The 20,723-nt window shown below is 63.5% G+C and carries 19 protein-coding genes and 1 tRNA gene; 13 read left to right on the plus strand and 7 right to left on the minus strand.

The annotated features are described in order from the left end of the window. Positions 1–142: 142 nt before the first annotated feature. From GY937_14255 to GY937_14270, 4 genes are all read left to right on the plus strand, one after another. Positions 143–934, plus strand: coding sequence for a tyrosine-type recombinase/integrase (locus tag GY937_14255; GenBank protein MCP5057864.1), 792 nt, complete (start codon positions 143–145; stop codon positions 932–934). Between the two features lie 577 nt (positions 935–1,511). Continuing rightward, entirely contained in the window at positions 1,512–1,649 is a 138-nt protein-coding gene (locus GY937_14260; protein ID MCP5057865.1) for a hypothetical protein, read from the plus strand. Between the two features lie 251 nt (positions 1,650–1,900). Beyond that, positions 1,901–2,584: a PEP-CTERM sorting domain-containing protein gene (locus GY937_14265; GenBank protein MCP5057866.1), complete on the plus strand. Its 684-nt coding sequence runs from the start codon at positions 1,901–1,903 to the stop codon at positions 2,582–2,584. Between the two features lie 292 nt (positions 2,585–2,876). Beyond that, entirely contained in the window at positions 2,877–4,049 is a 1,173-nt protein-coding gene (locus GY937_14270) for a hypothetical protein (protein ID MCP5057867.1), read from the plus strand. 92 nt (positions 4,050–4,141) lie between these two features. On the opposite strand, the gene GY937_14275 is transcribed toward GY937_14270, so the two are convergent. Next, entirely contained in the window at positions 4,142–4,555 is a 414-nt protein-coding gene (locus tag GY937_14275; GenBank protein ID MCP5057868.1) for a hypothetical protein, read from the minus strand. A 56-nt stretch (positions 4,556–4,611) separates the two neighbouring features. Here GY937_14275 and GY937_14280 point away from each other — a divergent pair, with 56 nt between their 5' ends. Both GY937_14280 and GY937_14285 read left to right on the plus strand, forming a co-directional pair. Continuing rightward, entirely contained in the window at positions 4,612–5,025 is a 414-nt protein-coding gene (locus tag GY937_14280) for a DUF4145 domain-containing protein (GenBank protein MCP5057869.1), read from the plus strand. Next, positions 4,907–6,367 carry a hypothetical protein gene (locus GY937_14285; GenBank protein MCP5057870.1) on the plus strand — a complete coding sequence of 487 codons (1,461 nt, stop codon included), beginning with the start codon at positions 4,907–4,909 and terminating at the stop codon, positions 6,365–6,367. Before GY937_14280 ends, GY937_14285 begins: the two co-directional genes overlap by 119 nt. On the opposite strand, the gene GY937_14290 is transcribed toward GY937_14285, so the two are convergent. Both GY937_14290 and GY937_14295 read right to left on the minus strand, forming a co-directional pair. Continuing rightward, a complete protein-coding gene (locus tag GY937_14290; GenBank protein MCP5057871.1) occupies positions 6,364–8,550 on the minus strand; it encodes a hypothetical protein in 2,187 nt (728 codons plus the stop codon). The two genes, GY937_14285 and GY937_14290, sit on opposite strands and share 4 nt — an antisense overlap. A gap of 412 nt (positions 8,551–8,962) precedes the next feature. Continuing rightward, entirely contained in the window at positions 8,963–9,103 is a 141-nt protein-coding gene (locus GY937_14295) for a hypothetical protein (GenBank protein MCP5057872.1), read from the minus strand. A 1,023-nt stretch (positions 9,104–10,126) separates the two neighbouring features. Between GY937_14295 and GY937_14300 the strand changes: the two genes are divergently transcribed. Continuing rightward, positions 10,127–11,425 (plus strand): tyrosine-type recombinase/integrase, encoded by a 1,299-nt coding sequence (locus GY937_14300; GenBank protein MCP5057873.1) that lies wholly within the window; start codon positions 10,127–10,129, stop codon positions 11,423–11,425. Here GY937_14300 and GY937_14305 read toward each other — a convergent pair. Beyond that, a tRNA-Glu gene (locus GY937_14305) sits at positions 11,385–11,459 on the minus strand. The genes GY937_14300 and GY937_14305 overlap by 41 nt on opposite strands. Before the next feature lie 190 nt (positions 11,460–11,649). Between GY937_14305 and GY937_14310 the strand changes: the two genes are divergently transcribed. The 3 genes from GY937_14310 (at position 11,650) to rfbB (ending at position 14,210) form a co-directional block, all read left to right on the plus strand. After that, entirely contained in the window at positions 11,650–12,105 is a 456-nt protein-coding gene (locus tag GY937_14310; GenBank protein MCP5057874.1) for a hypothetical protein, read from the plus strand. A 65-nt stretch (positions 12,106–12,170) separates the two neighbouring features. Then, positions 12,171–13,103 (plus strand): AAA family ATPase, encoded by a 933-nt coding sequence (locus GY937_14315; protein MCP5057875.1) that lies wholly within the window; start codon positions 12,171–12,173, stop codon positions 13,101–13,103. Positions 13,104–13,124: 21 nt separating this feature from the next. Next, complete coding sequence (gene rfbB / locus GY937_14320; GenBank protein ID MCP5057876.1) at positions 13,125–14,210, plus strand: dTDP-glucose 4,6-dehydratase; 1,086 nt, start codon at positions 13,125–13,127, stop codon at positions 14,208–14,210. Positions 14,211–14,505: 295 nt separating this feature from the next. Here the strand turns inward: rfbB and GY937_14325 are convergent, their stop codons facing one another. Further along, on the minus strand, positions 14,506–14,745 hold the full coding sequence (locus tag GY937_14325; protein MCP5057877.1) for a hypothetical protein: 240 nt from the start codon (positions 14,743–14,745) through the stop codon (positions 14,506–14,508). Between the two features lie 49 nt (positions 14,746–14,794). Here GY937_14325 and GY937_14330 point away from each other — a divergent pair, with 49 nt between their 5' ends. From GY937_14330 to GY937_14340, 3 genes are read left to right on the plus strand one after another with little or no spacing between them, the layout of a single operon-like run. Next, positions 14,795–15,922: a response regulator gene (locus GY937_14330; protein ID MCP5057878.1), complete on the plus strand. Its 1,128-nt coding sequence runs from the start codon at positions 14,795–14,797 to the stop codon at positions 15,920–15,922. After that, entirely contained in the window at positions 15,903–16,964 is a 1,062-nt protein-coding gene (locus GY937_14335; protein ID MCP5057879.1) for a hypothetical protein, read from the plus strand. Before GY937_14330 ends, GY937_14335 begins: the two co-directional genes overlap by 20 nt. 42 nt (positions 16,965–17,006) lie before the next feature. After that, positions 17,007–18,488, plus strand: coding sequence for a DnaJ domain-containing protein (locus GY937_14340; GenBank protein ID MCP5057880.1), 1,482 nt, complete (start codon positions 17,007–17,009; stop codon positions 18,486–18,488). Here GY937_14340 and GY937_14345 read toward each other — a convergent pair. Both GY937_14345 and GY937_14350 read right to left on the minus strand, forming a co-directional pair. Further along, positions 18,485–19,387: a hypothetical protein gene (locus GY937_14345; GenBank protein MCP5057881.1), complete on the minus strand. Its 903-nt coding sequence runs from the start codon at positions 19,385–19,387 to the stop codon at positions 18,485–18,487. The genes GY937_14340 and GY937_14345 overlap by 4 nt on opposite strands. Further along, on the minus strand, positions 19,384–20,574 hold the full coding sequence (locus GY937_14350) for an MFS transporter (protein MCP5057882.1): 1,191 nt from the start codon (positions 20,572–20,574) through the stop codon (positions 19,384–19,386). Before GY937_14350 ends, GY937_14345 begins: the two co-directional genes overlap by 4 nt. Positions 20,575–20,723: the final 149 nt, after the last annotated feature.

Consider the following 20,723-nt stretch of genomic DNA (forward strand, 5'->3'; position numbering starts at 1 on the left):
ATCTCCCGCCACTCCTCGCTCGACCGCCTCACCTTCCCGTTCGCTTGCACCCGCATGCCGCCTCCTCCCGGATTGTCATGCGGTGGGTCTACATCTCGCCGGCGAGCCCGGGAAGAACGGCGATATCCGGCCGCTTACGTTCATGGGCTGGCTGCTCAAGCGCGGTGTAATTCACAAGATCCCCGAATTTTCGCTTCCGCGCGTCCATGAGCACCAGCCCCGTGTCCTTTCAATTGGAGACCAGGACTCGATCCTGGATGCGATTCCGAACAACGAGCGGGGGATCTTCCTTGCGCTCGCTCATTTGGGTCTCCGGCCAGGTGAAGCACGCGCATTGGACGTTGCTGACTTTCAGGATGGATGGCTCACCATCGACAAGGCGGCAAAAGGCACGAGCCCCGATGCCGAGATCCGGGGGACAAAGACCGGGAAGGCAAAACGAATTCCAGCCGGAGAGGTCCTGATCGATTGGATCCGGGGTCATGTTGATGAACGGGCACGGCTAACACGTCGCCCGCTCTTCCTGAATCCACGAACCCAGAAGCGATGGTCCCACTGGGCCCTCAGAGATCGCTGGATACGAGCGGCGAAATCCGTTGGGCTTGTCGGTGTGCGCCTATACGAAGGAACCAAACACACGATGGCCACGGATGCCGTACGCCGTGGAGTATCGGAGCGAGCACTCCAGACGTTCTTGGGGCACTCGGATGCGCGATCGACACGGCGATACGCACGCATGTCCGAGGAAGCGCTAGTCAGCGTTCTTCGAACAGCCAATCCGACGACGGACTCGGATTTGTTGCCCACCTGTAGCCCGCAGGTTTCGAGTGCCGCTAACTCGCCGAAATCACTGAGCAAAGTGGCGTCCCCAACGGGACTCGAACCCGTGAAGAAGCGTCGTAAGTCCGCGAAAGACAAGGACTCGGGTCAATAGATTCTTGTCGCCCAGTTGTCGCCCGCGACCCTCGGCTTGGGACCCGCCCAAATTCTTCAAGAATCGAAGCTAGTTAGAGCAATTCTGCGGACTTGTGGGGGGAGTCCGTTGGCCTCGTCTGGCCTCTTGTGGCCCTTTTTGAGGGGACATTCGCCGCGACTCCCCCCACCAGTCCCCCCACAGTGCCAACGCCGAGAGTCCACCGGGGTGAGGCCGGTCCAGTGTCCTCTAGCCACGCCCGCGATATCATCCTCTCGTGCGATGGCTATCAGCGATTCTAGGCGTCGCCCTTCTGGCCTCTCCCATTGCCGCCGAAGGGGAGTTCGTGTGCGTGGAAGACAAAGCGACTGGCTTCAAGTTCAACCCAGCCTCGAATGTATGGGAACACGCAGTCTTTAAGACTGAGCAGAAGTGGTTGATCCGCCCCCGCCGCGCCACTGACAAGGTCCACCACGGGGAGGGCTCGCCGTGGCTCGTGTTCAAGTTCGGGAGGTCAGCGAGAAGAAACTCTCCTACGGGAGGATGCGCGGAACCGAATTCCATTGGGTTGATCTTCTGCGAACCGGCAGGGGGCCAGTTGATCTTGAACACGAAGTCACTTCGCTTCACCGGCTCATACATGCCTGGCTACCACCTTTCGGGTCTGCCGGATTCCGGCGGCGATAAGGAAGCCGACACTCCCGTGATCGCCATCGGCACCTGCACGAAGCTCTGACGATCCGGGGTATCCTCTCGCCACGCGGTGTCTCGGCCCATCGACCAGGTGCGTGAGAAGACCTTTTCCACCGAATGGGAATGGGCGTTCCGTGCTCCCTATGCCGTCCGGGGCCACATAGCGCGCAAGTAGTTGATTCGACAGGGTTTCCCCGGTTCCCCTGCCGCGGCCTGGTTCTTGCTGCGATTCAGGGTGCCGTGGGAAGGGGCGCGCCGTCGTGGTGTGTCTGCTTCCTGCCTGGAAGGAACACGATGCGCCGCCGCTCCTTGCCGATCGTGATCGCTCTTTCACTGCTGCTGATCGCCTCGGCGAGCCACGCCACCCTGATCGGCGACTCCGTCGAGGGCTGCTTCGTCGATCCCGCCGCTGGCATCCCGTGCAGCGCAGGCTTCTCGGGCAGCTTCACATCCACCCCAGGGACGGTCAGCGAGTCCACGGTGGAGTTCACCGGGACCGACGGAGGCTTCACCGTCACCGCGGACTTCCTGACCTTCGGCGGCGACATGGTGATTCGGCTGACCCTGGCGGACCCAGGCAACATCGACCCGACCCTAATGGCCGGCTACACGTTCGGCTTCTACGACCTCGGCTGGACGACGAGCGAGACGCTGTCGGGGGCGCACACCGACACCACATTCCAGTTCGCGCAGATCGACGCCTGGGCCGATGTTTCCCAGTGCGGCGGTGATCCCACTTGTGAGGCTGTCATCGGGCAGCTCGCAGCCGATGCAAAAGCGGACAGCATTGTCCCTGTGAATACTATTACGACGACGTCCGATAGCATCGTGATCACGCTCGGCGCGATCAGCACCGGGGCGTTCGAGCCCCTCTCGATCGACATCGTGCTGGAGACAGCGGTCCCCGAGCCCTCCACCGCCCTCCTCCTAACCTTCGGGCTCGCGGGTCTGGCGAGCTGGCGCCGCAGGCTGCACTGACCACCAGCCCGCTTCGGCTCGACGCGCTCCGGCCCCGCGGTCGGGGCGTTGTCGTTGGGGTTGCAGGCCCGGGCAATTCTGAACGAAAGTTGAGCGAACCCTGGAGCGTGCATGGAAGACCTCCTGACATTCAGTCTCCGCGACCTATTCCACCTCATCGCCGCGGTCTGAAACTGGTGGCTGGACATCCCGATCTGGCTTTTCGTCCCGCTTGGTTTCGTGGTGCTCCTCGTCCTCTTCGCGGGATTATTTGTCACACTAGTGCGGGCGGACGAGTCGTAGTGGTGTTTTCGTGAACAACGCCCAAAGGTATGTGCTGGCGATCGGTCTCGGAGTCATGTCGTTGATCTCTGGCATGAAATGCTTCGTCGATCTTCTGGACGACTTCGCTGGCAGTCCGGCGCCGTGGGCGCTGGTGGCGATCGGCTGCCTCGTCGGCGCGGCCGTCGTCGTAGCGGGCAGAAGCAAGCGGGATCGCGTCGCCATTGGGGGCGAGTCCGAGAAAGGTGCACTTCCAAGCAGCCCTCGCTCTCCGGTAGTGGAGGAGGACGGCGCGTCAGACGATGCGCTTGAAGAACCACCGGTCAGAAAGGACTCGGCGGGCGGAGGTTCGAGGCTCGTCTACGAGCTACTGGCGGCCGCCGCTGCTGTCGTTGCCGGCGTCTGGCTCGGTTCGCTGATCAATCCGGCCGCCCCTCTAGCTCGCCATCTGGGGCACTACATGGTCATGGGCGCAGTCGGCGTCGGATTGGCATGGGCCATTCTTGGCTCGCGCCCAAAAACCACCCGGGTTGTTGCCGGGCTATGGCTGGGCGTGCTGCTTGAAGCCGGGAACGATTTCTCAGCTAATGCCAACGAGAAACGCCGCCTAGCTGAACTTGCTTCAGAGTTCCGTGTTGTTCAAGAACGGCTGCACGAGGACGTCGCTGATGTGTATGGCGAGTTCCTCGATCCGTTCGAGGCGTTGACGGTCGAGACACTCGCTACGCGCAAGGATCGTGTGGCGCTGCGAGCCGCCCTGCTTCAGGCAAAACAGCAGCTACCAGGGCTCAGGATCAAGGCCGAAGCATCCATTCGTGGGTTCCTAGTGGAAATGGAGGCGCTTGATTACCATGCCGCAGCCGGTGCCCGTGAAGGTCTTGAGGAACGCAAACGGGTGGAGGACGGGACGCTGTCCGCCTACGACAGAGCCGTCGATCGTCTGATCATGCTGATCGACTTTCTCGACGACAACGAGAATCAGTTCGACGGTGACACGCAGGTATTTCTCTTCGCGTCTCAAGGTATCGCTGATGAGTTCACCGCTCTGTTGCAGTCCTACGTCGAAGCCGAGACGGAGCTGACCGCGGCTCGGGCCGAAGCCCTTGAGGTTCAGCAGCAGGGGATCGACCAGATGACCCGTGGTCTGGCTGAGATGGAGGGCGGCGAGTTGGTGGGTGGGGGATCAGAAATCCAGCGGGAATGACACGACCTCATTTCTGCGTCTGGGCTCCGCTTCGACGATCAAGCCCGCCACGGCGTTGGCCAGGTCGTCGTGCGCTCCAGGAAAGTGGTCGATCACCTCCCGCCCGGCCTCACGTGGCCTAGCACGGCCGCGCAGAGAAGAGGAAAAGACGGATGGTCTTCCAGAGAATCGCGTCGCATGGATGGCTCGCAGTACTTGTGCTGTTGCTGGCGCCTCTGTCGGCCGCCGCCCAGGACACAAATCTCGAAGTAGATGCCGACGCTGTGCTTGTCTACGTGGCGGACGTGGGTGCGGGGCTCTGCACGATCACTCGAATCCCCGGTGGGCACCTCTTCGTCTACGATGCTGGCCCGAAGAGCAGGGCCTGTTCGCGTGCTCTGGATCGCGTCCGGTTCATCGACCAGACTGAGAGCATCGGGCTGACCATCATCTCCCACCCTGACACCGACCACCTCGGCGGCCTCCAGCACTTTGATGAGGACATCCACCCCAAGCTTGTGGTTCATTCCGGGTTCAGCAGGTTGGGCCAGTCAGGGAGCGGGACATGGGAGGCCGCCCGCGATTGGATTGGCTCACATGTGAAGCACGGAGTGACCATCTCCACGCGATTCGCTGGGTTGGGAATGAAGCGTCCCATGCACCCTCCCTGTCGAGAGACGACGTGTTGGACGGACTTGAGATCACGGAGGCGGTCCTCGACGAGCTCTTCGTCCAGAAGGGCACCGATTGGAATCTATCATCCGTGAGATCGTCGCCCGAAAGCGCCCCCGATCCACCAAGAAGACCAGACGACGCGACCGCAAGAACTAGGCACTTGCGGTCGCCGACCAGAGTCCACTCGCTAGAGAGTAGTCCCTATGGCCCGCCCCTCACCCTATTGCACATTCAGGTTTCGCGATGGTCGACACTGCGGCCGTGCAATCCACGACAATCATTCGCTGTGCCTCTTCCACAGAAATCCGAGCTCCGTCGCTGAGATCCTTAGCTTCTGGAAGGCGTTCTCGTCCGCCCTAAGCGCCGACTCAGGCGACGTTGACCTCCGTGGCGCGGTCTTCCCCGCGTCCCCGCAGTCCGCAACCACCGACTTCGTTGATCTTGAGTATGATCGCGGTCTCAATCTCCAGGGTGCGCGCTTTCCCTCGGAGACTGGGTTCAGCGGATGCTCGTTCTCCTCGCTGGACCTCTCCGAGTCGATATTCGAGCGGCCGGTCTCGATCGACAACTGCCGATTCGGCGCCCTGTCACTCAATCGGTCCACCATCTCCTCTCGTCTCACGGTCAATGCGTCACAGATCGAAACCGCTCGGATTGTTCACGCGAGGATCACCGCCGCAATCATCAACGCGTCCCAATTCGACGCCTTCCTGTGCATGGACTCCACCCTCGACGGCTCATGGACCGTTGACCAATGCTGCTTCAGCAAGATCGATCTATGCCGAGCCGAGATCCGAGGCGATGTAGCCGTGGCCTCAACAGAGATCCGCGATGGCATTGATCTGCGCGCTTCGCACATCTTCGGAACTCTTTCGTTCTCATCGCCCTCGCGGGCCACGGCTCTCGGCCACACTGCTGGCTTCCATCACCTGCGTTTCGGCCCAGAGGGGAAGCTTGTCTTCGACGGAATCAACCTCAGCAATGCGTCATTTCTTGGCACACCAATCGACAGTAACATCAGCTTCCGCGACGTTCGCTGGGCTCGTCGAAGACGCTTTTTGGGGCGCGATCTGCGAATGCTCAGGGACGAGTCTCGGTTGCCCATCAAGGCACCTGACCGCTCAAGAGCCCTTGTCTTGCTGCACGAAAACTATCGTGAACTCGTCCTGGACCATCGGCAGCGCCGACAATTCTCCCCCGCCGAGGACTTCCATGTCGGCGAGATGGAATGCCTCCGACGCAGGCTTGCTGCAAACATTTCGTCGCCGTGGTGGAGGAGGCTTCGAGAGACGCTGAATCTGTTGATGCTCTACCGGCTGCTCAGTCTCTACGGGACAAGCTATGGGCGCGCAGTATCTGCCCTCGCCGCCCTCATCTTGGCGTTGGCTGTGCTTGTGATGCTTGCGGGCATCGAAGGTTCAGGAGGCGGCAGCCTAGTACACTACTCTCCTCGCCCGGCGCGCGACTGGGGAGAACTCGCGAATTGGGCCGACGACCTCCGCCGGACGCTCGTCTACATGCTGGAGGTAGTGACCCTCCAACGCGATCGGTTGATGCGCCCAGTGGGACTCAGCGCCCGTGCGCTGATTTCCCTCGCACCCGTTTTGGTGGCAGGTCAGGGGGCTCTGGTACTATTCGCCCTGCGGAACTCTTTCCGCCGTTAGAGCTTCCTCGATGATGGAAGTGCAGCCGCAGCCGATTCGAGTTCGGGGTCGTATTGCCACTCTGCCTCGATCGCCAGCACGTCGGATAGATGAAAGCTATTTCCCGTGCCGATGTCGGCCAAGCCGACCCAACGCGTGGCACGTGCCTGGTACTTCTTGACCATACAGTAGTCAAAGAGACCCGAGTTCATCTGCCGGCCGTCGCGCCCACAGAAGTACGTAATTCCCCACCTATCGCCTAGCTCGCCGCCGATCACAGTGGCATCGCCTCGTTGCCGCTTTCTTGCCTTCTTGCGCGCCCTAAATACGAGCTTCATGAAGCCCGCCCTTGCTTCGCCAGAGAGATCGAGCAACGCCATCGACACAGTGAGGCGATCGTGAAGTCCCGAGGCTTCGATCGCCTCTAGAAGGCGCCGAAACTCGGGGCCTAGATTCTGCCTGGGTATCGGAGAAGGCGATCGCCGTTGTCCCTGCTCATGCATGTAGTAGGCGTCGATCTCGTCGGTAAAGGACCCAAGAATGATCTGAGTCGGAACGTCGGGCGCAGCGGGATTGAAGTACAGACCGCTCGACAGGTAGCAGCCGAGGAAGTCGAGTTCATCGTGCGCCACCACAAGCCCCTGGTGAGCAACTTGAAGGCGTCGAGAGATGTAGTGAGGCAACATGGCAGGGATTTCGAGCAAATCACGCACTGGGAAGAGGTCCAAGATGGATACGATCCAGGGCCAGCGGTGAGCCGCCAGCTCCATAGGATCGCGTTGGCTGTTGATGTGGGCCGCCATGTGACCGATTGGCGCCAACGTTAGTGCGACCCAAAAGACCTCTCGAACCCGCCGCCCGTCAACCGCAATCTCGGTGCCGTCCGCTCTCCTGAAGGTTGCCAATCGTCCAGAGATATAGCGATCCGCTCGCATCGCCTGAGCGTGCGCACCACCGACGATCTCCTTCAGGTGCCGCTCTAAGCGATCTGCGCGGCCCTGCCTGGCTCTCACCGAGATGCCGGCACCCTTTGCCTCGATGATGATCAGCGTTGAATCCCGGAGGACCAGGGCATCGACCTCCGCGATATCAGGCTTTGCGGCGTCCGGCTGGTAGAAGAGATTTCGTTCTATGGTGGCACCTGCCACCACCTCGCCTAACAGCTCGGCTCCTCTCGACAGGACGAAGTCATGCCGGTGCTTGGCGTACCGGTTCCATAGCTTCCCGTCTCCCTTGAGGAAGTCCTCTACCTGAGCTTGAACGGACCAATCGAGCAACGCTGGCGCCGGGCAGGCGAATCGACCGTTGGCCTCGACAAACGGTCTCAGCTTGAGTGGGTGAAATGGCGCGGGGCGCGTGTTCGGGGCCGGAAGGTCGCTGAACTGGAGAGCGAACCGGCTCAAGACTGCGCGTGCAACGCCTGGAGTCAGCGAAGCTTCATCAGCGATATCCGCGGGAGTTGCGGAGCAGGTATCGCCGAACCCGCGGTACACCAGCTCTGAATACACATCCGAGATGGCTGCCGCACGGTGTTCTCGAGGAACGGAGCCCAGTCGGTCTACCACTCGTTGCAGGTCCGGGGTGGGTGCGGCCCCGTCTTCTATATGCTTGAGTGCAACCTCTACCTCCTCGCGTGCCAATTTTCGGCGAGCTGCAATTCTTCGGCTACACAGTCGACGCCAACCCGCGAAGACCAATAGAACGTCGGAAGTTCCGAAACCCAGCCGTTGCACCAAAACCTCATCGAACGGAGCGAAGAGGCCCGTCAACAGTTCGTGGAGATGATGCGGATACCCGGGAGCGCGAACAAGCAGTTCGTCCGTCGCTACATCCCGCGATAGAGCTGCGAGATCCGGGTCCTCAGCGAAGCTGGAATCGATTCCCTCCAGCAAGAGATGCGCGCTGAAGAGCTCTTGGAGGGCCGTCTGAGCTTGGTCAAGGACGCTCTCAGTGAGCGGTTGAGAACCACCTGTTTGCGTCTCCGCTCCGCAGAGATACGCGAAGTGCTCGGCGAACGCGGAACGCCCTTCAAAGGTTGCCTCCCGATACGTCTCCGGGTCGACGAGATAGTTCCGCATCCCGAGCGCAACCATGAAGTCCCAGGGATCATGCGAGCTCACCAGGCCAGAGAGCCGCTCGTGCGCCTCCTCGATCTCATGGTTGAACTTCCCTAGAAGCCCAGACTGGTCTTCATCTAGCTGCATCAGCGGACGCAAAGATCCCAACCCGCGAGAGCAGACGCTAGGTATCTCACTGGCACCCAGCGAGCAGAGCGCGGTGGGACGCACCACCACGCGGGTCCTTCCCTGGGGGCACGCCATCGGGTACGCGTGCAGGCCCAGAGTGAGCCTAGAGCCTGAGCTGGGCGCGGAACGGACCATCATCACTGCTACCGCTACTCTCGGACCCCCGGGCTAGGGCTCGCGATCCGAAGAGCGCCAGCTCCGGCGTCTGCCCGGGAAAAATCTGGAGTGCCGCGAAGGAGCGCGCGGCGTGCCCACGATCGATCTCGGCTTGACCCAGGCTTTTTGGGAAGGTGGCCCCGACTCCGGTTTGCGGCTTCTCGCCACAATGGCATACCCGTCGGATCAAGCGAAGCGTCACGAACTGATCGCGTCAGCTTTCGCCGGGGAGTTGGCGCGGACCGAGCGCCTTCGGGCAGGGAACCTGTCGCCAGGCGTCGCGAAGCTCCTCGATGCAACCGACCGACAGGCGACCGACGGCATCGCAGAGGAAGGTGGGTTCGCTGCGCTTCATCGCTCGGCCGATCCGGTCTCAGCTGAACGAGGTCTCGCTCGGAGATGCATTTCAGGAGAGCTTGCTGGAACCCAACTTTTGTTTCTTATGACCCCTCCCTACCGAGTAAGAGGGCGAGACGGGCCAACGGCCGAGCAAGGCGTGTTCCTCATCAGCCGCTTGAATGCGCTGAAGAACAGAGGGAATGTTGGTGCGCCGCGGCTCCCAACCAGCCGGTCGAAGATCAAGGACGCCTGGGCTGAGTTCCTAAGCGTGTCACACCTCTGGGCCGCCATTCGGTTGCTGATGAGAAAAAGGGACCCCCAACCCCTTTCAGTGGGTCGCCTCTTGGGCGCTTCGGAGGTGGTACTTGAACGCGCCGTAGTCGGTGGGCATCTGAAAGCGGATCAGCTTTGGCGCCCACCGCGAGAACTGTGCCTCCCGGAGGCCGATCTTCCTTTTGTCCAACCTCTCTCCGACCAGGCGCGGAAGATCCTCTTGGAGTATCGCAATCCGAAGAAATACCAGTCCAAAACCGATTTGGACTGATCGACGGAAGGTTCAGGCCGTGTTCCTCTGCGTCTACAACCTGCGCGGAGAGCAACTGCCCGTGGCGCGTGGGGAAGACAGCCGCCTACCACGGGGAATCGTCCAAAGGCGGCGCGCGGTGCGAAACCGAGGAGCGTGGACGACGGCCCGGGTGTTCAAGGGTCGAAAGTAGCTCGGAATCCAGGGGTCAGACCCAACGCCCTGGAGCCCAACGCGATGGGACGGCTCCAGCCGTGATCGATCGGGCAGAAGCACTTCCCCGAGGGAACGCTCGGGGAGGTCGTGCTCTGCCCGCTGCTCAAGGACCCACCAACCATGATCCAAGCCAACAAGCCCAGGACGTTCGGCTCGCTAGACAACTGCTTTGGCGGTCCTGATCTGAATTCGATGGTTGCGGCCCCTAGCCCCGAAAAGGAGCGTCTGGGCGCGGCCGACCGGCAGCCTTCGCCAGCTGAGAATGCCTCAAGTACGAGCCGGACGGTCGCTCGCTGAGACATGCCCTCTCCCTCCCGCATTCTCGCCAGCTTGGGGTCCGCAGACGTTGCGGTACGTTTCGAGCTTGTGGGGAAGCTGGGGCGCGTCAGGAGCCGCAAAAGGCGGAGCGGGGAGAAGACTTACTTCCTGGATCTTCGGCCCTACGGCCGAGTCTGGGCTCACCGCGGCATTCCCATCCGTGACGAAGCCACGGCCCAGCGCCTGCTGGAGCAGATCCGCGGCAAATTGGCTGACGGGCGAGCCCTGGATGAAGTCCTCGCCGCGTATCTTCCCGAGGACGCGAAGCCGAACCTCGTTGCGACGCACCTCCCGCGTTGGCTGGAGATCAAGCGCCGGGAGGTGGCGGCGCAGGACTTGTCGCCGACCTACCACCGTGAGCTGGTCCGATACGCCCGCAAGGACGGCGAGTTCTCCTTCCTGAACGCCTACTCCATCCACGAGATCAGCTATGCGGTGCTGGAGGACTGGTCTCTGTGGCTTGCCGATCGAGGACTCGCGGCGAAGACTCGCCGGAACGTGATGGGGGGCTTCCGATCGTTTATGGGCTGGCTCATCAAGCGCGGGTTGATCCGCGAAATCCCCGAGTTCCCCCTTCCTCGGGTTGACGAGCACGAGCCTCGTGTGCTCTCGATCCACGATCAGGATGCGATCCTGGAGGCGATCCCCGACTACGAGCGAGGAATCTTCCTGGCGCTTGCGCATCTTGGCCTTCGCCCTGGGGAGGCACGTGCACTGGACGTTGCCGACTTCCGCGATGGCTGGCTTACTGTGGACAAAGCGGCGAAGGGACCCGGACCCGAAGCGGAAATCCGTGGCACCAAGACTGGAAAGGCGAAACGACTCCCCACCGGAGGGGCCGTCGCCGATTGGATCGTGCGCAACGTCGATGCGCGGGATCGCCTGACGCAAACGCCCCTCTTCCGAAACCCCCGCACGGGAAGGCGTTGGTCGCACTGGGCGCTGCGGGATCGTTGGATTCGCGCCGGAAAGGCGGTTGGCATCCACGACGTGCGGCTCTACGAGGGAACGAAGCACACAATGGCGACCGATGCGGTCCGTCGGGGCGTGTCAGAGCGGGCGCTCCAGACGTTTCTCGGCCACTCAGACGCCCGATCGACGCGGCGCTACGCCCGCATGTCGGAGGAGGCGATGATCAGCGTGCTTCGTGATCCGGGCGCGAACGGCTCGTCCGGTTTGTCGCCCACTTGTCGCCCGCCAGATTCGGGCCTCGCCAAGTTGGTGGAATTGCGACGTAAAGTGGCGTCCCCAACGGGACTCGAACCCGTGTTGCCGCCTTGAAAGGGCGGAGTCCTAACCACTAGACGATGGGGACGCGCGGCTCGGGAGCCGCGGCGGGCAGTATCGCGAATGGTATGGTGGCTGGCGAGCGGCGGCGCAAAATCGTCGGCCGGCTTTCGCTGCCCCGTCACCTCTCCTGCCCTGCTTGGCACTCACTCAGGTCGAGCTGCCTGGGAACATGGGGCACGGCCCTTTCGGGGCGTGTGGATGCTGGAGATGCTGCTGTGGGGAACGGAAGCGACGGTTCGGGGTGGATACGTGTCGGTTGGGCTGGATTGGGGCTCTCGCTGCTCCTGGCGGGAGGCGCCTGGGCGAGCCCAGGCGATGAAGGGGTCACAGGCGAGGCCTGGCAGAGTGGGCATATGGCCAGCCAATATCGGAGCCTTCTGGCGGAGCCCACGAAGGCTCCCGAGCTTCGAGGCTCGGCCCGCTACGACGAGATCGCGGCAGGCGCCACGGCGACGCCGGGCACGGTGCCTCCCGAGAGCATCGAAACGACCACCCAGCACAGCTGGGAGAGCGGGCCGAGCCGTGCGCCGGGCAAGCGGAGCCGGCTCGGAAGCGGTCCGAACAAGAGCATCGCGGGCAAGGCCACGGGCCCGAGGAGAGCCAGTAGCCAGGGCTCGCCGCGAGGGGCGCACTCGAACAGGTCCCGCGGGCGTTCGATCGGCGGGCGCTGAGACCCGGCGGAACGGAAACCCGAAGCGAGCGGCCCCGGGCCGCGACCCTGGTACCTTCCCTGGCCATGGACCACATCCAGATTCAGCAAGAGAAGGCCCAGAACCTCTGGACGAGCGCGACCCGGAAGATTCCGGCGCTGGCCAAGGCATCGGAGGTCTTCGGTGCACCCGGCGTCCATGGCGACTCGATCGGCGGCCTCGCCGAGGCCCAGGAGGAGGTGCTCACCTACGCCTGCGCGATGACGAATCCGGAAGTCTACGAGAACTGGGGCACCTTCCCGCCGTCCGGGCTGTTGTTGATCGGCCAGCCGGGGTCGGGGAAGACGCTGCTCGCCAAGGCTCTGGCCACCCGCGCGAATACGGCCTTCGTCCACCTGGCGGTGCCGCGGCTTGCCCTCGAGATCGTCCACCAGGGTGGAAAGGTGGGGGATCTCCTCGAAGCCTGGAGCCAGGTCCTCTCCGAGATGCCGCCGACGACGGTCTACTTCCACGAGCTCGAGTTCTTCCAGGCCGAGGAAATTGGCGGCCGCCGGAACGATCTGCCGATCGGGCCGATCATGGACTTCCTTGGCGAGCTGACCGATCGTGCCGTGGTTCCGGAGCATATTCTGCTCGTCGGTTCGACGAGCCACCCGGATACGCTCCGGCCGGCGTTCGTCCAGCCGAGCCGCTTCGAGCGCGTGGTCGAGGTCACACCCACCTATCCGGACGACATCATCGCGGCGCTCCAAATCCACGCAGCGGCGGCCGAGAAGCGGGCCGGCAAGAGCTTGTTCGGCGAGATCGATTGGAGCGACGTCGTAGGTCGTTTTCGTGAGCCCTCCACCGGGGATTGGATCCACCTCATGCATAGCGTCCTGCGCCGCAAGGCCCGCTGCGAGGCGGCCGCGGAAGAGGTGGTTGCGGTGGATACCGAAGATCTCGTGCGCGAGGTCGATCTCTATCGGCGCACACGCAAGCGCCTGCCCCAGCGATCACCCGCTGGCACGTACCTGTAGGCCGCGAGGAGTCATCAACGCATGAGCACGTGGATCGTCACCGGCGGCGCCGGCTTCATCGGTTCGAACTTCGCCCGCCGGGCCCTCACCAAGACGGATGCGCGCATCGTCGTCGTCGACAAGCTCACCTACGCAGGCAACCTGCAGAGCCTGGAAGATCTGGCGGACGATCCGCGTTTCGCCTTCGTGCACGCGGACATCACCGACCACGATGCCATGGATCAGCTCTTCGCCAAGGAGCGGCCCCAGGTCGTGGTGAACTTCGCAGCAGAAAGCCACGTCGATCGCTCGATCGAAGGCCCGGTGGAATTCGTGCACACGAACGTGCTTGGCACGCTCCAGCTTCTCGAAGCCGCCCGGGCCCACACGGCCGGGCTGTCGGCCTCGGATCTCGGCACCTTCCGCTTCCTGCAGATTTCCACCGACGAGGTGTACGGCTCCCTCGGCCCCGAAGGCCTGTTCCGCGAAGACACGCCCTTCGCACCGAACTCGCCCTACTCGGCCTCCAAGGCCGGCGCCGACCATCTGGTGCGCGCCTACCACGAGACGTATGGCCTGCCGACGCTGCTGACCCATTGCTCCAACAACTACGGGCCTTATCAGTTCCCCGAAAAGCTGATCCCGCTGATGATCCTGAATGCCTTGGAAGGCAAGCCGCTGCCGATCTACGGCGACGGCCTCCAGGTCCGGGATTGGCTCTACGTCGAAGACCATTGCAGCGCCCTGATGCGCGTGCTCGAAGCCGCCGCTCCGGGCTCGCACTACAACATCGGCGGCCGCGCGGAACACACGAACCTGGAGATCGTCGATCGCCTCTGCGCCGCCCTCGAGTCCGCCCACCCTGCTTCCGAGAACCCTGCCCTGAAGAGCAAGGACATCGACCGCTACGACGCGCTCAAGACCTTCGTCACGGATCGCCCCGGCCACGATCGTCGTTATGCCATCGATGACCGTCGGCTCCGCGAGGAGCTGAACTGGTCCCCCAGCCTCGATCTCGAAACCGGCATGGCCAGGACTGTCGCCTGGTTCCTCGAGCACCGGGAATGGTGCGAGGCCGTCCAGACCGGAAGCTACCGTCGAGACCGGCTCGGACTACTCGAGAGCTAGCGGGCTGGGCTAGCGCGTGGCCAGGGCGGTGCCGCTTTGGAGGCCTACCTGATCGGCGGCGATTCGGTGCGAGAGGCACGAGCGGCAGATGCCGTGGCTCGTGGCCGGGGCGGTGGGGGCGGCGACGATCCGAGGATCGGGTCGGGCCGAAATCACTGATTCACACCATGCGCAGATCGTCATCTCATAGAGGAAGTGGCCCTCTCGCTGAAGAGGTGGCAAAAAATCCCGTGATCGGGACGTCCCGATTCTGGGACGGGACCCTTTTTGCTGCTGTGCGGCATAATCCCCACGATCAGACCCGATGACCCAGAGATCCACGCGTCATGGGCCGATTCCCTGGGCGGGTGCACATCCGTGAGGCGGCAGGCCAGGGGCAGGCTGCACATCGCTTGCCCGCGATCTGCGCGAAGCCGTCCTCGAGCCGTCCCAGACTCAGGAATCCTTCGGGTTCGAGCCGATCGGCAAGAGGCCTCGCAACCTCCCGATCTGCCTCGCCTTCACCGGTCTCCGGCAGATAGCTACGAGTCGGCACGAGCCTTGAAAGGTACGGGTCTTCCGGAACCCACTGAAGGACGCCCCCTATGTCCGAACCCACCGTCCTCTTCGTGGACGATGAGGTGAACATCCTGAAGGCTCTCCAGCGCTTGCTGCGCCATGAGGGCTGGACCGTACTCACGGCCAATCGTGGGTCGGACGCGCTCGCGCTGCTCGACCGACATCCTGCCCAGGTCGTGGTATCCGATCAGCGCATGCCAGAAATGAGTGGCGTCGAGCTGCTTTCCTCCGTCCGCGAGCGACATCCTGCGATGGTTCGGATGATGCTGACCGGATACACCGAGATGAACGTCGCGGTGGAGGCGATCAATCAGGGCGAGATCTTCCGGCTGATCACCAAGCCATGGAACGACGAGGAGCTGAAGGCCACCCTGCGCCAGGCCTTCGATCACTACGCCCTCAAGAACGAGATCAAGCGGCTGAATCAGGTCACGCGTGAGCAGAACCTGTGTCTGCAAGACATGAACCGGAACCTCGAGGGCAAGGTTCGCGATCGAACCAGGCAGCTTGCCGAGAAGCATCAGGAACTGCGCATCGCCTACGTCCAGACGATCCGTGCACTGGCGGAGGCGGTGGATGCCAAGGATGCCTACACCCGCGGCCATTCGGAGCGGGTCGGCGTCTACGCCTCGAAGATGGGCCGGGAGATCGGCCTGCCGAAGGAGGTCATCGAGCGGGTCTACATTTCCGGGCTGTTGCACGATGTCGGCAAGATCGGTGTGCGCGATGCGGTGATCGGAAAGCCGGATCGGCTGACCCCCGAAGAGTACGAAGAGATGAAGATGCACCCGGAGATCGGTGCCCGCATCTTGCAGCCCGTCGAGTTCCTCTCGGACGTGGTGTCCTGTGTACGCCATCACCACGAGTGGTACGACGGCTGCGAGCGTGGCTATCCGGACCAGCTTGGGGGCGACTCGATTCCCCTGCCCTCACGCATCATCATCGTGGCCGACACCGTCGAGGCCATGACCAGCGATCGTCCCTACCGGAAGGGGCTTCAACTCGAAGCGGTGGAGCGAGAGCTCGTCAAGTACTCCGGCTCGCAATTCGACCCCCGCTGCGTCGACGTCATGCTCCGACTGCTCGAGGGCGAAGGCGAATCCTTCATCAAGAAAGACCAGAAGTTCGATATCCATGCCTTCCTCGAAGTCTGAGAAAGACGATCTTCGCGGCGGGATCCGCCTGCTTTCCCAGGAGCTCGCAGCCCTGGGCATGGACCTGCACGCCACGTTGCAGGAAGAGCCCCGCTTCCTTCTCGATCCGCGCCTGCTGAGCGCTCTCCACCAGGAGCTCTTCGCACAACTCGGGCCGGTGGATGCGCGAGCCGCTCTGGTGCAGATGGGTTTCCTCCACGGCCTGCGCGACGCCCTACGCGTGGTGCAATACGGCTTCGGCGGTTCGGGCGCGAGCCTTTCTTCAGCAACCGGTTCAGCTCCTTCGTCCAACGCGTTGCTCCCGATCCGCTTCTCGCGCTCGCCTTCGGGTGGCGGCGGCCTCTTGATTCAGGGCGTCTGGCCGGAACGCCACGAGGCCGAGGCCGTCCGAGCCGTGCTCGGCGTGCGCAACGAACCAGCGTGCGCGGTGAGTGCGGGCTTCACATCCGGCTGGCTCTCTGGAATCTACGATACGGACTTGCTCGTCTTCGAAACCGGCTGCCGCGCGAGTGGCGCAGAGGAATGCGGTTTCGAGGCGCGTGACGCTTCCCAGTGGCATCGCTCCGAGGATCCCGCGATCGAAGAAGCACTCCTGGCGCTGCCTTTCGCACCGCTCCGCGATGTGGTCGCCCGGCATATGGCGGAGTATCCCGATCCTGGCGAGCAACCATCGGACGGCTTCGAACCCGGCGCCGCCGTCGTGCATGTCTGGGGTCCGGTCATGGTGATCCCCTTCTCCGGTCCGGAGGAATCCCTTCGCGCCCTCGCCCTGATTGGCAACGACCCCGGTGCACGACAGGTGCGAGTCGTGGTCGTCGATCTCTCGGGCGCGATCATCGACGAAGGCTTCGGCGCAGCGGCCCTGGAACAGATCCTCGAGGCCATCGAAGGCTGGGGCGCAGAGCCGATCCTGGCCGGTGTATCGCCGCTCTCGGAACCGGTGGTGGCCAACCTCGAGGCATCGCACCTCGTGGTGTCGAAAGACCTTCCCGAAGCCATCGCCCTGGGTTTCCAGGTCGCCGAGCTCCAAAAGCGCGGCTGAACACCCTTCAAGTCCTGCCCACGTCCGCCCGAAAGCGGAGCGATGGCGTCCCTCGCGGACACACCGCTTCCCCGCCTGCTCGTCGAACTGCATCGTCAGGGCTTCGAAGGCTGGGTCACCCTCGAGCGCGGGAATGTGCGCCGACGGCTCCTGTGGCAGGGGGGCGTGCCCACGCGTCTCGAATCGAACGCGGATGGCGATGCCCTCGTGGAGCAGCTCATCGCTCGAGGGCTCGTCGGGGAGGATGCACGCACCGACGTACGCCGTGCCATCGCCGCGAAGCCCGCGCCTGAGCTGGCAGTGCTCGTGAGCCTGAAGCTCGCGGCTCCTCGCGATCTCCTCTCCGCAGTCAGTGATCAGCTGCGGGCAAGCCTGCTCGACGCCATCGCCTGGGAGAGCGGAACCGTGAGCTTCGAGCCCGTTCCGGCCGGCGATGGTGCACCGCAGGCCCCACCGGTCGATGTGCTCGCCGTTGCGGCGGAGGGCGTCGCTCGCAACTGGCGTTTCGACCAGATCCTTCAGAGCCTCGGCGATCACGTGACGCACTTCCCGAGCCGCGGCGAGTCCTTCGACGCGCTCATCGAGAGACTCCCGCCCTGCGCGAGCCTCGATACCCTGACCGAGGGCATCTGCGGCGCGGAGTCTGCCTTCAACCTCCTGCGACACGTCGCCGACCCGTCCGCCTACGGAGCCTTCTGGTTGCTCGATGCGTGGGGAAGCCTGGAGTGGAACACCACAGCCGACGTCGGCCAGACGAGTGAGCAGGAGAGTGCTGAGCCGCAAGAAGCTGCGCCTCCCGAGCTGGAAATCGTCGTCACGGGTTCGTCCAGCGACCTTTCCACGGCCACCCGGGCGGGCGCGTCGAAGCAGACCACGGCTGAGGCCGACGCGAAGAGCCAGAAACTGCGACAGGAGATCCTCGAACTCCACGCGCAGCTCGGCAGCCTCGACTACTGGGCGCTCCTCGGTGTTGAACGAGATGCACCAGCACCCAAGATCAAGAAGGCCTACCTGAAGGCAGCGAAGCGGCTGCACCCGGACAAAGTCGCGCAAGGTGGGCTCGAAGACATCAAGGATACGGCCAACGAGCTCTTCGCGGAGTTCACCCGTGCACACCAGGTGCTGACGGATCCGGACGAACGCCGGGCCTACGAAGCCTCGCTCGAAGGCCACACCAGCTTCGACGCGGATCGTCTCGGCCAGGCGGAGACCTTGTTCCGCAAGGGTGAGATGTTGATGAACGCCGGCAACTTCCTGGGCGCCTACGATCTACTCGAAGCCGCCGTCCAGCTCTGGCCCGAAGAAGCCGACTATCAGGCAGCGCTGGCCTGGACACTCTTCAAGAAGAATCCTCCCGAAGATGCGCGAGCCATCGAGCACTTCGAGAAGGCCCTGGCCTTGAACGGCGACAACGCCCACGCTCGCTTGCGCATGGCCGTCGTCCTGAAGGCGACCGGCGATTCCGAGCGCGCCGCCGCCGAGACCTCCAAAGCCCAGGCACTCGACCCGAATGCCACGGTCTAGCGGGCACCCGCCGCCAACCATTCCCGCAGCGCACGATCCGGAATCGCCATCGCACGACTCGGGTCTTCGATGACGCGTGGCAGCTCGGGAACAAGGAAGCCCACCTCCTCACCGCTCGAGAGGCGCCAGAAGATCCGCGCCGTCCGATCGCCGCTGCGCAGCCAAGGCCCTTCCAGGCGGGTGCCCTGGGCAAGAGGAAGAAAGGCGTCCAACGGATCGGTCTGCCAGGCCGCGAGCGGAACCCGCCGCAAGCTCTTGCCGCTGGGGAGTGCGTAGAGCGCCCGCACCTCGGGTGCCTCCAGGGGCCGGCCTCGCCGAACGCGCCGACCTACGCGACGAATGGCTTCCGGCGCAGCCACGAGTGGGCCCTCTGCGGAACGCACATGCCCCGCGAAGCCCAATGCGTGCCCGAACTCATGGACCAGGGCTCCGAGGCGTTCGTCCGCCGAAATCGGGCGGGTGTGGTCGCGCCAATCCGGGCCGACCTGACGCGAGATCTCGATTTCAGCCCTCTCGAGGAGCAGCGAACTCGGCCCCTTCCTTCGGCAATCCGCTCGTGCGATACCAACGCCGAGGGCACCTGCATCCCGCCTGGGAGCCTCGTCCTGGAAGCGCACGATGATCGGCGGAGCCTTCTCCTTGCTTGCACGGGTGAGCGTCACGCCAAGGCCCGCACCACTCCAGGCCGCAAGCGCGAGATCCAGGTCCGTCTCTTCGTTCGCGCTGGCATCTCCTTCGATCCCGACTTCCAGCACAGAGCCGGTGGGCCAACGACACGTGCGAAGGCTCGCGCTCCCTTCCTGCACCCAGACCACCGGGTGCAGATCGGCCAGGGGATCTCTCGGTCCCACACAAGCCACGAGGGAGCCAGCCAGCAGGAGCCCGAGGGCCTTGCTCACGGGAGGTGCCGGTCGCGCACGCGACCATCCCAGGCGTAGAACACCAGCGTGCCGACGATCGTCACCACGGCCGCCGCCAGGAACATGGCAGAAAAACCTGCGCGCTCGATCCAGAGCCCGAAGAACGGCCCCCCGGCGAGTACGCCCACGTCGAAGAGTGCAGTGAACACCGCCATGGCCATGCCCCGATTGGTTTCCGGTGTTCGGCTGACGACCATGCCGAACAGGATCGGAAACGCATAACCGTGGCCAATGCCGCAGAGCAGACCCCCGATGACGACGTCCCGATCGCTCGTCGCGTAGGCAAGCCAGAGAAAACCGGCCGTCAGGGCCATGAGCGCAGGCAGCAGGATGCGCTTTGGGCCGATACGATCCGGTAGCCAGCCGAAGAAGAGGCGAAGAAAGAGTGCCGCCACCGTGTAGGCCGCGAAGAACGAGCCGACACTGCCGATGCCGGTCTCATCCACGAAACGTCGCGTGAAGACGAAGAGCGCGGTCACCGCCACCGAGAACGCGCCGCCGATGAGCCAGAGGGGTTTCAGGTCCGGTTGTCGCAGCGCCGCGCGAAGACCGCCGGGGCGACCATCCCCTTCGCCGGCGCCTCGTCGGGTTCGCCAGGCTTCGGGCAGGGCTACAGACACCATCAAGGAGAGAGCCGCCAGACCGAAGGCGACCTGGAACAACACATCGAAGCGAGCGTTCCCGGTTCCGCCGAACACGAGCAGGCGATCTCCAAGGACACCGCCGATCGCCATCGGCAGCAAGCCGGAGACACCGAACCAGGCCAGGCCCTGGGTCCGGTTGCGTGCCGGCACATGATCGGCGGCGTAGGTGAACAACGCGGAGAAGAGCATCGCCTCGGCCAGCCCGTGAAGCACCCGGACCGCGTAGAGGGCTGGCCCGATGCTCTCGATCCAGAGGTAGAGACCGACCACCGCAGCGTTCAACAGACCGCCGATCAGGATGATGGGCCGCCTCCCGTGCCGATCCATGGCGCGGCCGATCGGAGGGCGCAGCACGATGGCCGCCACCGCCGTGATGCTGGAGATCCAGCCGATCTCGGCATCTCCCGCTCCTAGATCATGGAGATAGCCCGGAAAGTGAAGGAAAAGGTTGAAGGCTGTGCCCTGGAGCATGTTGACCCAGAAGCAGAGCCAGAACGCGCGAGAGGAGAGACTTTCGGCCATGGGAGCTTCACCTAGTGATGTGATTCACGCTGTTGGGGCATTATCCAGCGCGCGCCTGGCTCTGCCAACCTTTTCGATGATCTCTTCTGCTGTCTTGGACCAGACGAAGGGAGTGGGATCATCGTTGTGTCCGTCCACGTAACTCATCA

The organism is bacterium (assembly GCA_024228115.1).
Lineage (GTDB): Bacteria > Myxococcota_A > UBA9160 > UBA9160 > UBA6930.

What these genes read in the sequence shown, in the direction of transcription:
- GY937_14255 (MCP5057864.1), top strand. Translation starts at nt 143, where the DNA reads ATGGGCTGGCTGCTCAAGCGCGGTGTAATTCACAAGATCCCCGAATTT.
- GY937_14265 (MCP5057866.1), top strand. Translation starts at nt 1,901, where the DNA reads ATGCGCCGCCGCTCCTTGCCGATCGTGATCGCTCTTTCACTGCTGCTG.
- GY937_14275 (MCP5057868.1), bottom strand. Translation starts at nt 4,555, where the DNA reads ATGAACCACAAGCTTGGGGTGGATGTCCTCATCAAAGTGCTGGAGGCC.
- GY937_14285 (MCP5057870.1), top strand. Translation starts at nt 4,907, where the DNA reads ATGGCCCGCCCCTCACCCTATTGCACATTCAGGTTTCGCGATGGTCGA.
- GY937_14290 (MCP5057871.1), bottom strand. Translation starts at nt 8,550, where the DNA reads ATGCAGCTAGATGAAGACCAGTCTGGGCTTCTAGGGAAGTTCAACCAT.
- GY937_14295 (MCP5057872.1), bottom strand. Translation starts at nt 9,103, where the DNA reads ATGAAGCGCAGCGAACCCACCTTCCTCTGCGATGCCGTCGGTCGCCTG.
- GY937_14300 (MCP5057873.1), top strand. Translation starts at nt 10,127, where the DNA reads ATGCCCTCTCCCTCCCGCATTCTCGCCAGCTTGGGGTCCGCAGACGTT.
- GY937_14315 (MCP5057875.1), top strand. Translation starts at nt 12,171, where the DNA reads ATGGACCACATCCAGATTCAGCAAGAGAAGGCCCAGAACCTCTGGACG.
- rfbB (MCP5057876.1), top strand. Translation starts at nt 13,125, where the DNA reads ATGAGCACGTGGATCGTCACCGGCGGCGCCGGCTTCATCGGTTCGAAC.
- GY937_14330 (MCP5057878.1), top strand. Translation starts at nt 14,795, where the DNA reads ATGTCCGAACCCACCGTCCTCTTCGTGGACGATGAGGTGAACATCCTG.
- GY937_14335 (MCP5057879.1), top strand. Translation starts at nt 15,903, where the DNA reads ATGCCTTCCTCGAAGTCTGAGAAAGACGATCTTCGCGGCGGGATCCGC.
- GY937_14340 (MCP5057880.1), top strand. Translation starts at nt 17,007, where the DNA reads ATGGCGTCCCTCGCGGACACACCGCTTCCCCGCCTGCTCGTCGAACTG.
- GY937_14350 (MCP5057882.1), bottom strand. Translation starts at nt 20,574, where the DNA reads ATGGCCGAAAGTCTCTCCTCTCGCGCGTTCTGGCTCTGCTTCTGGGTC.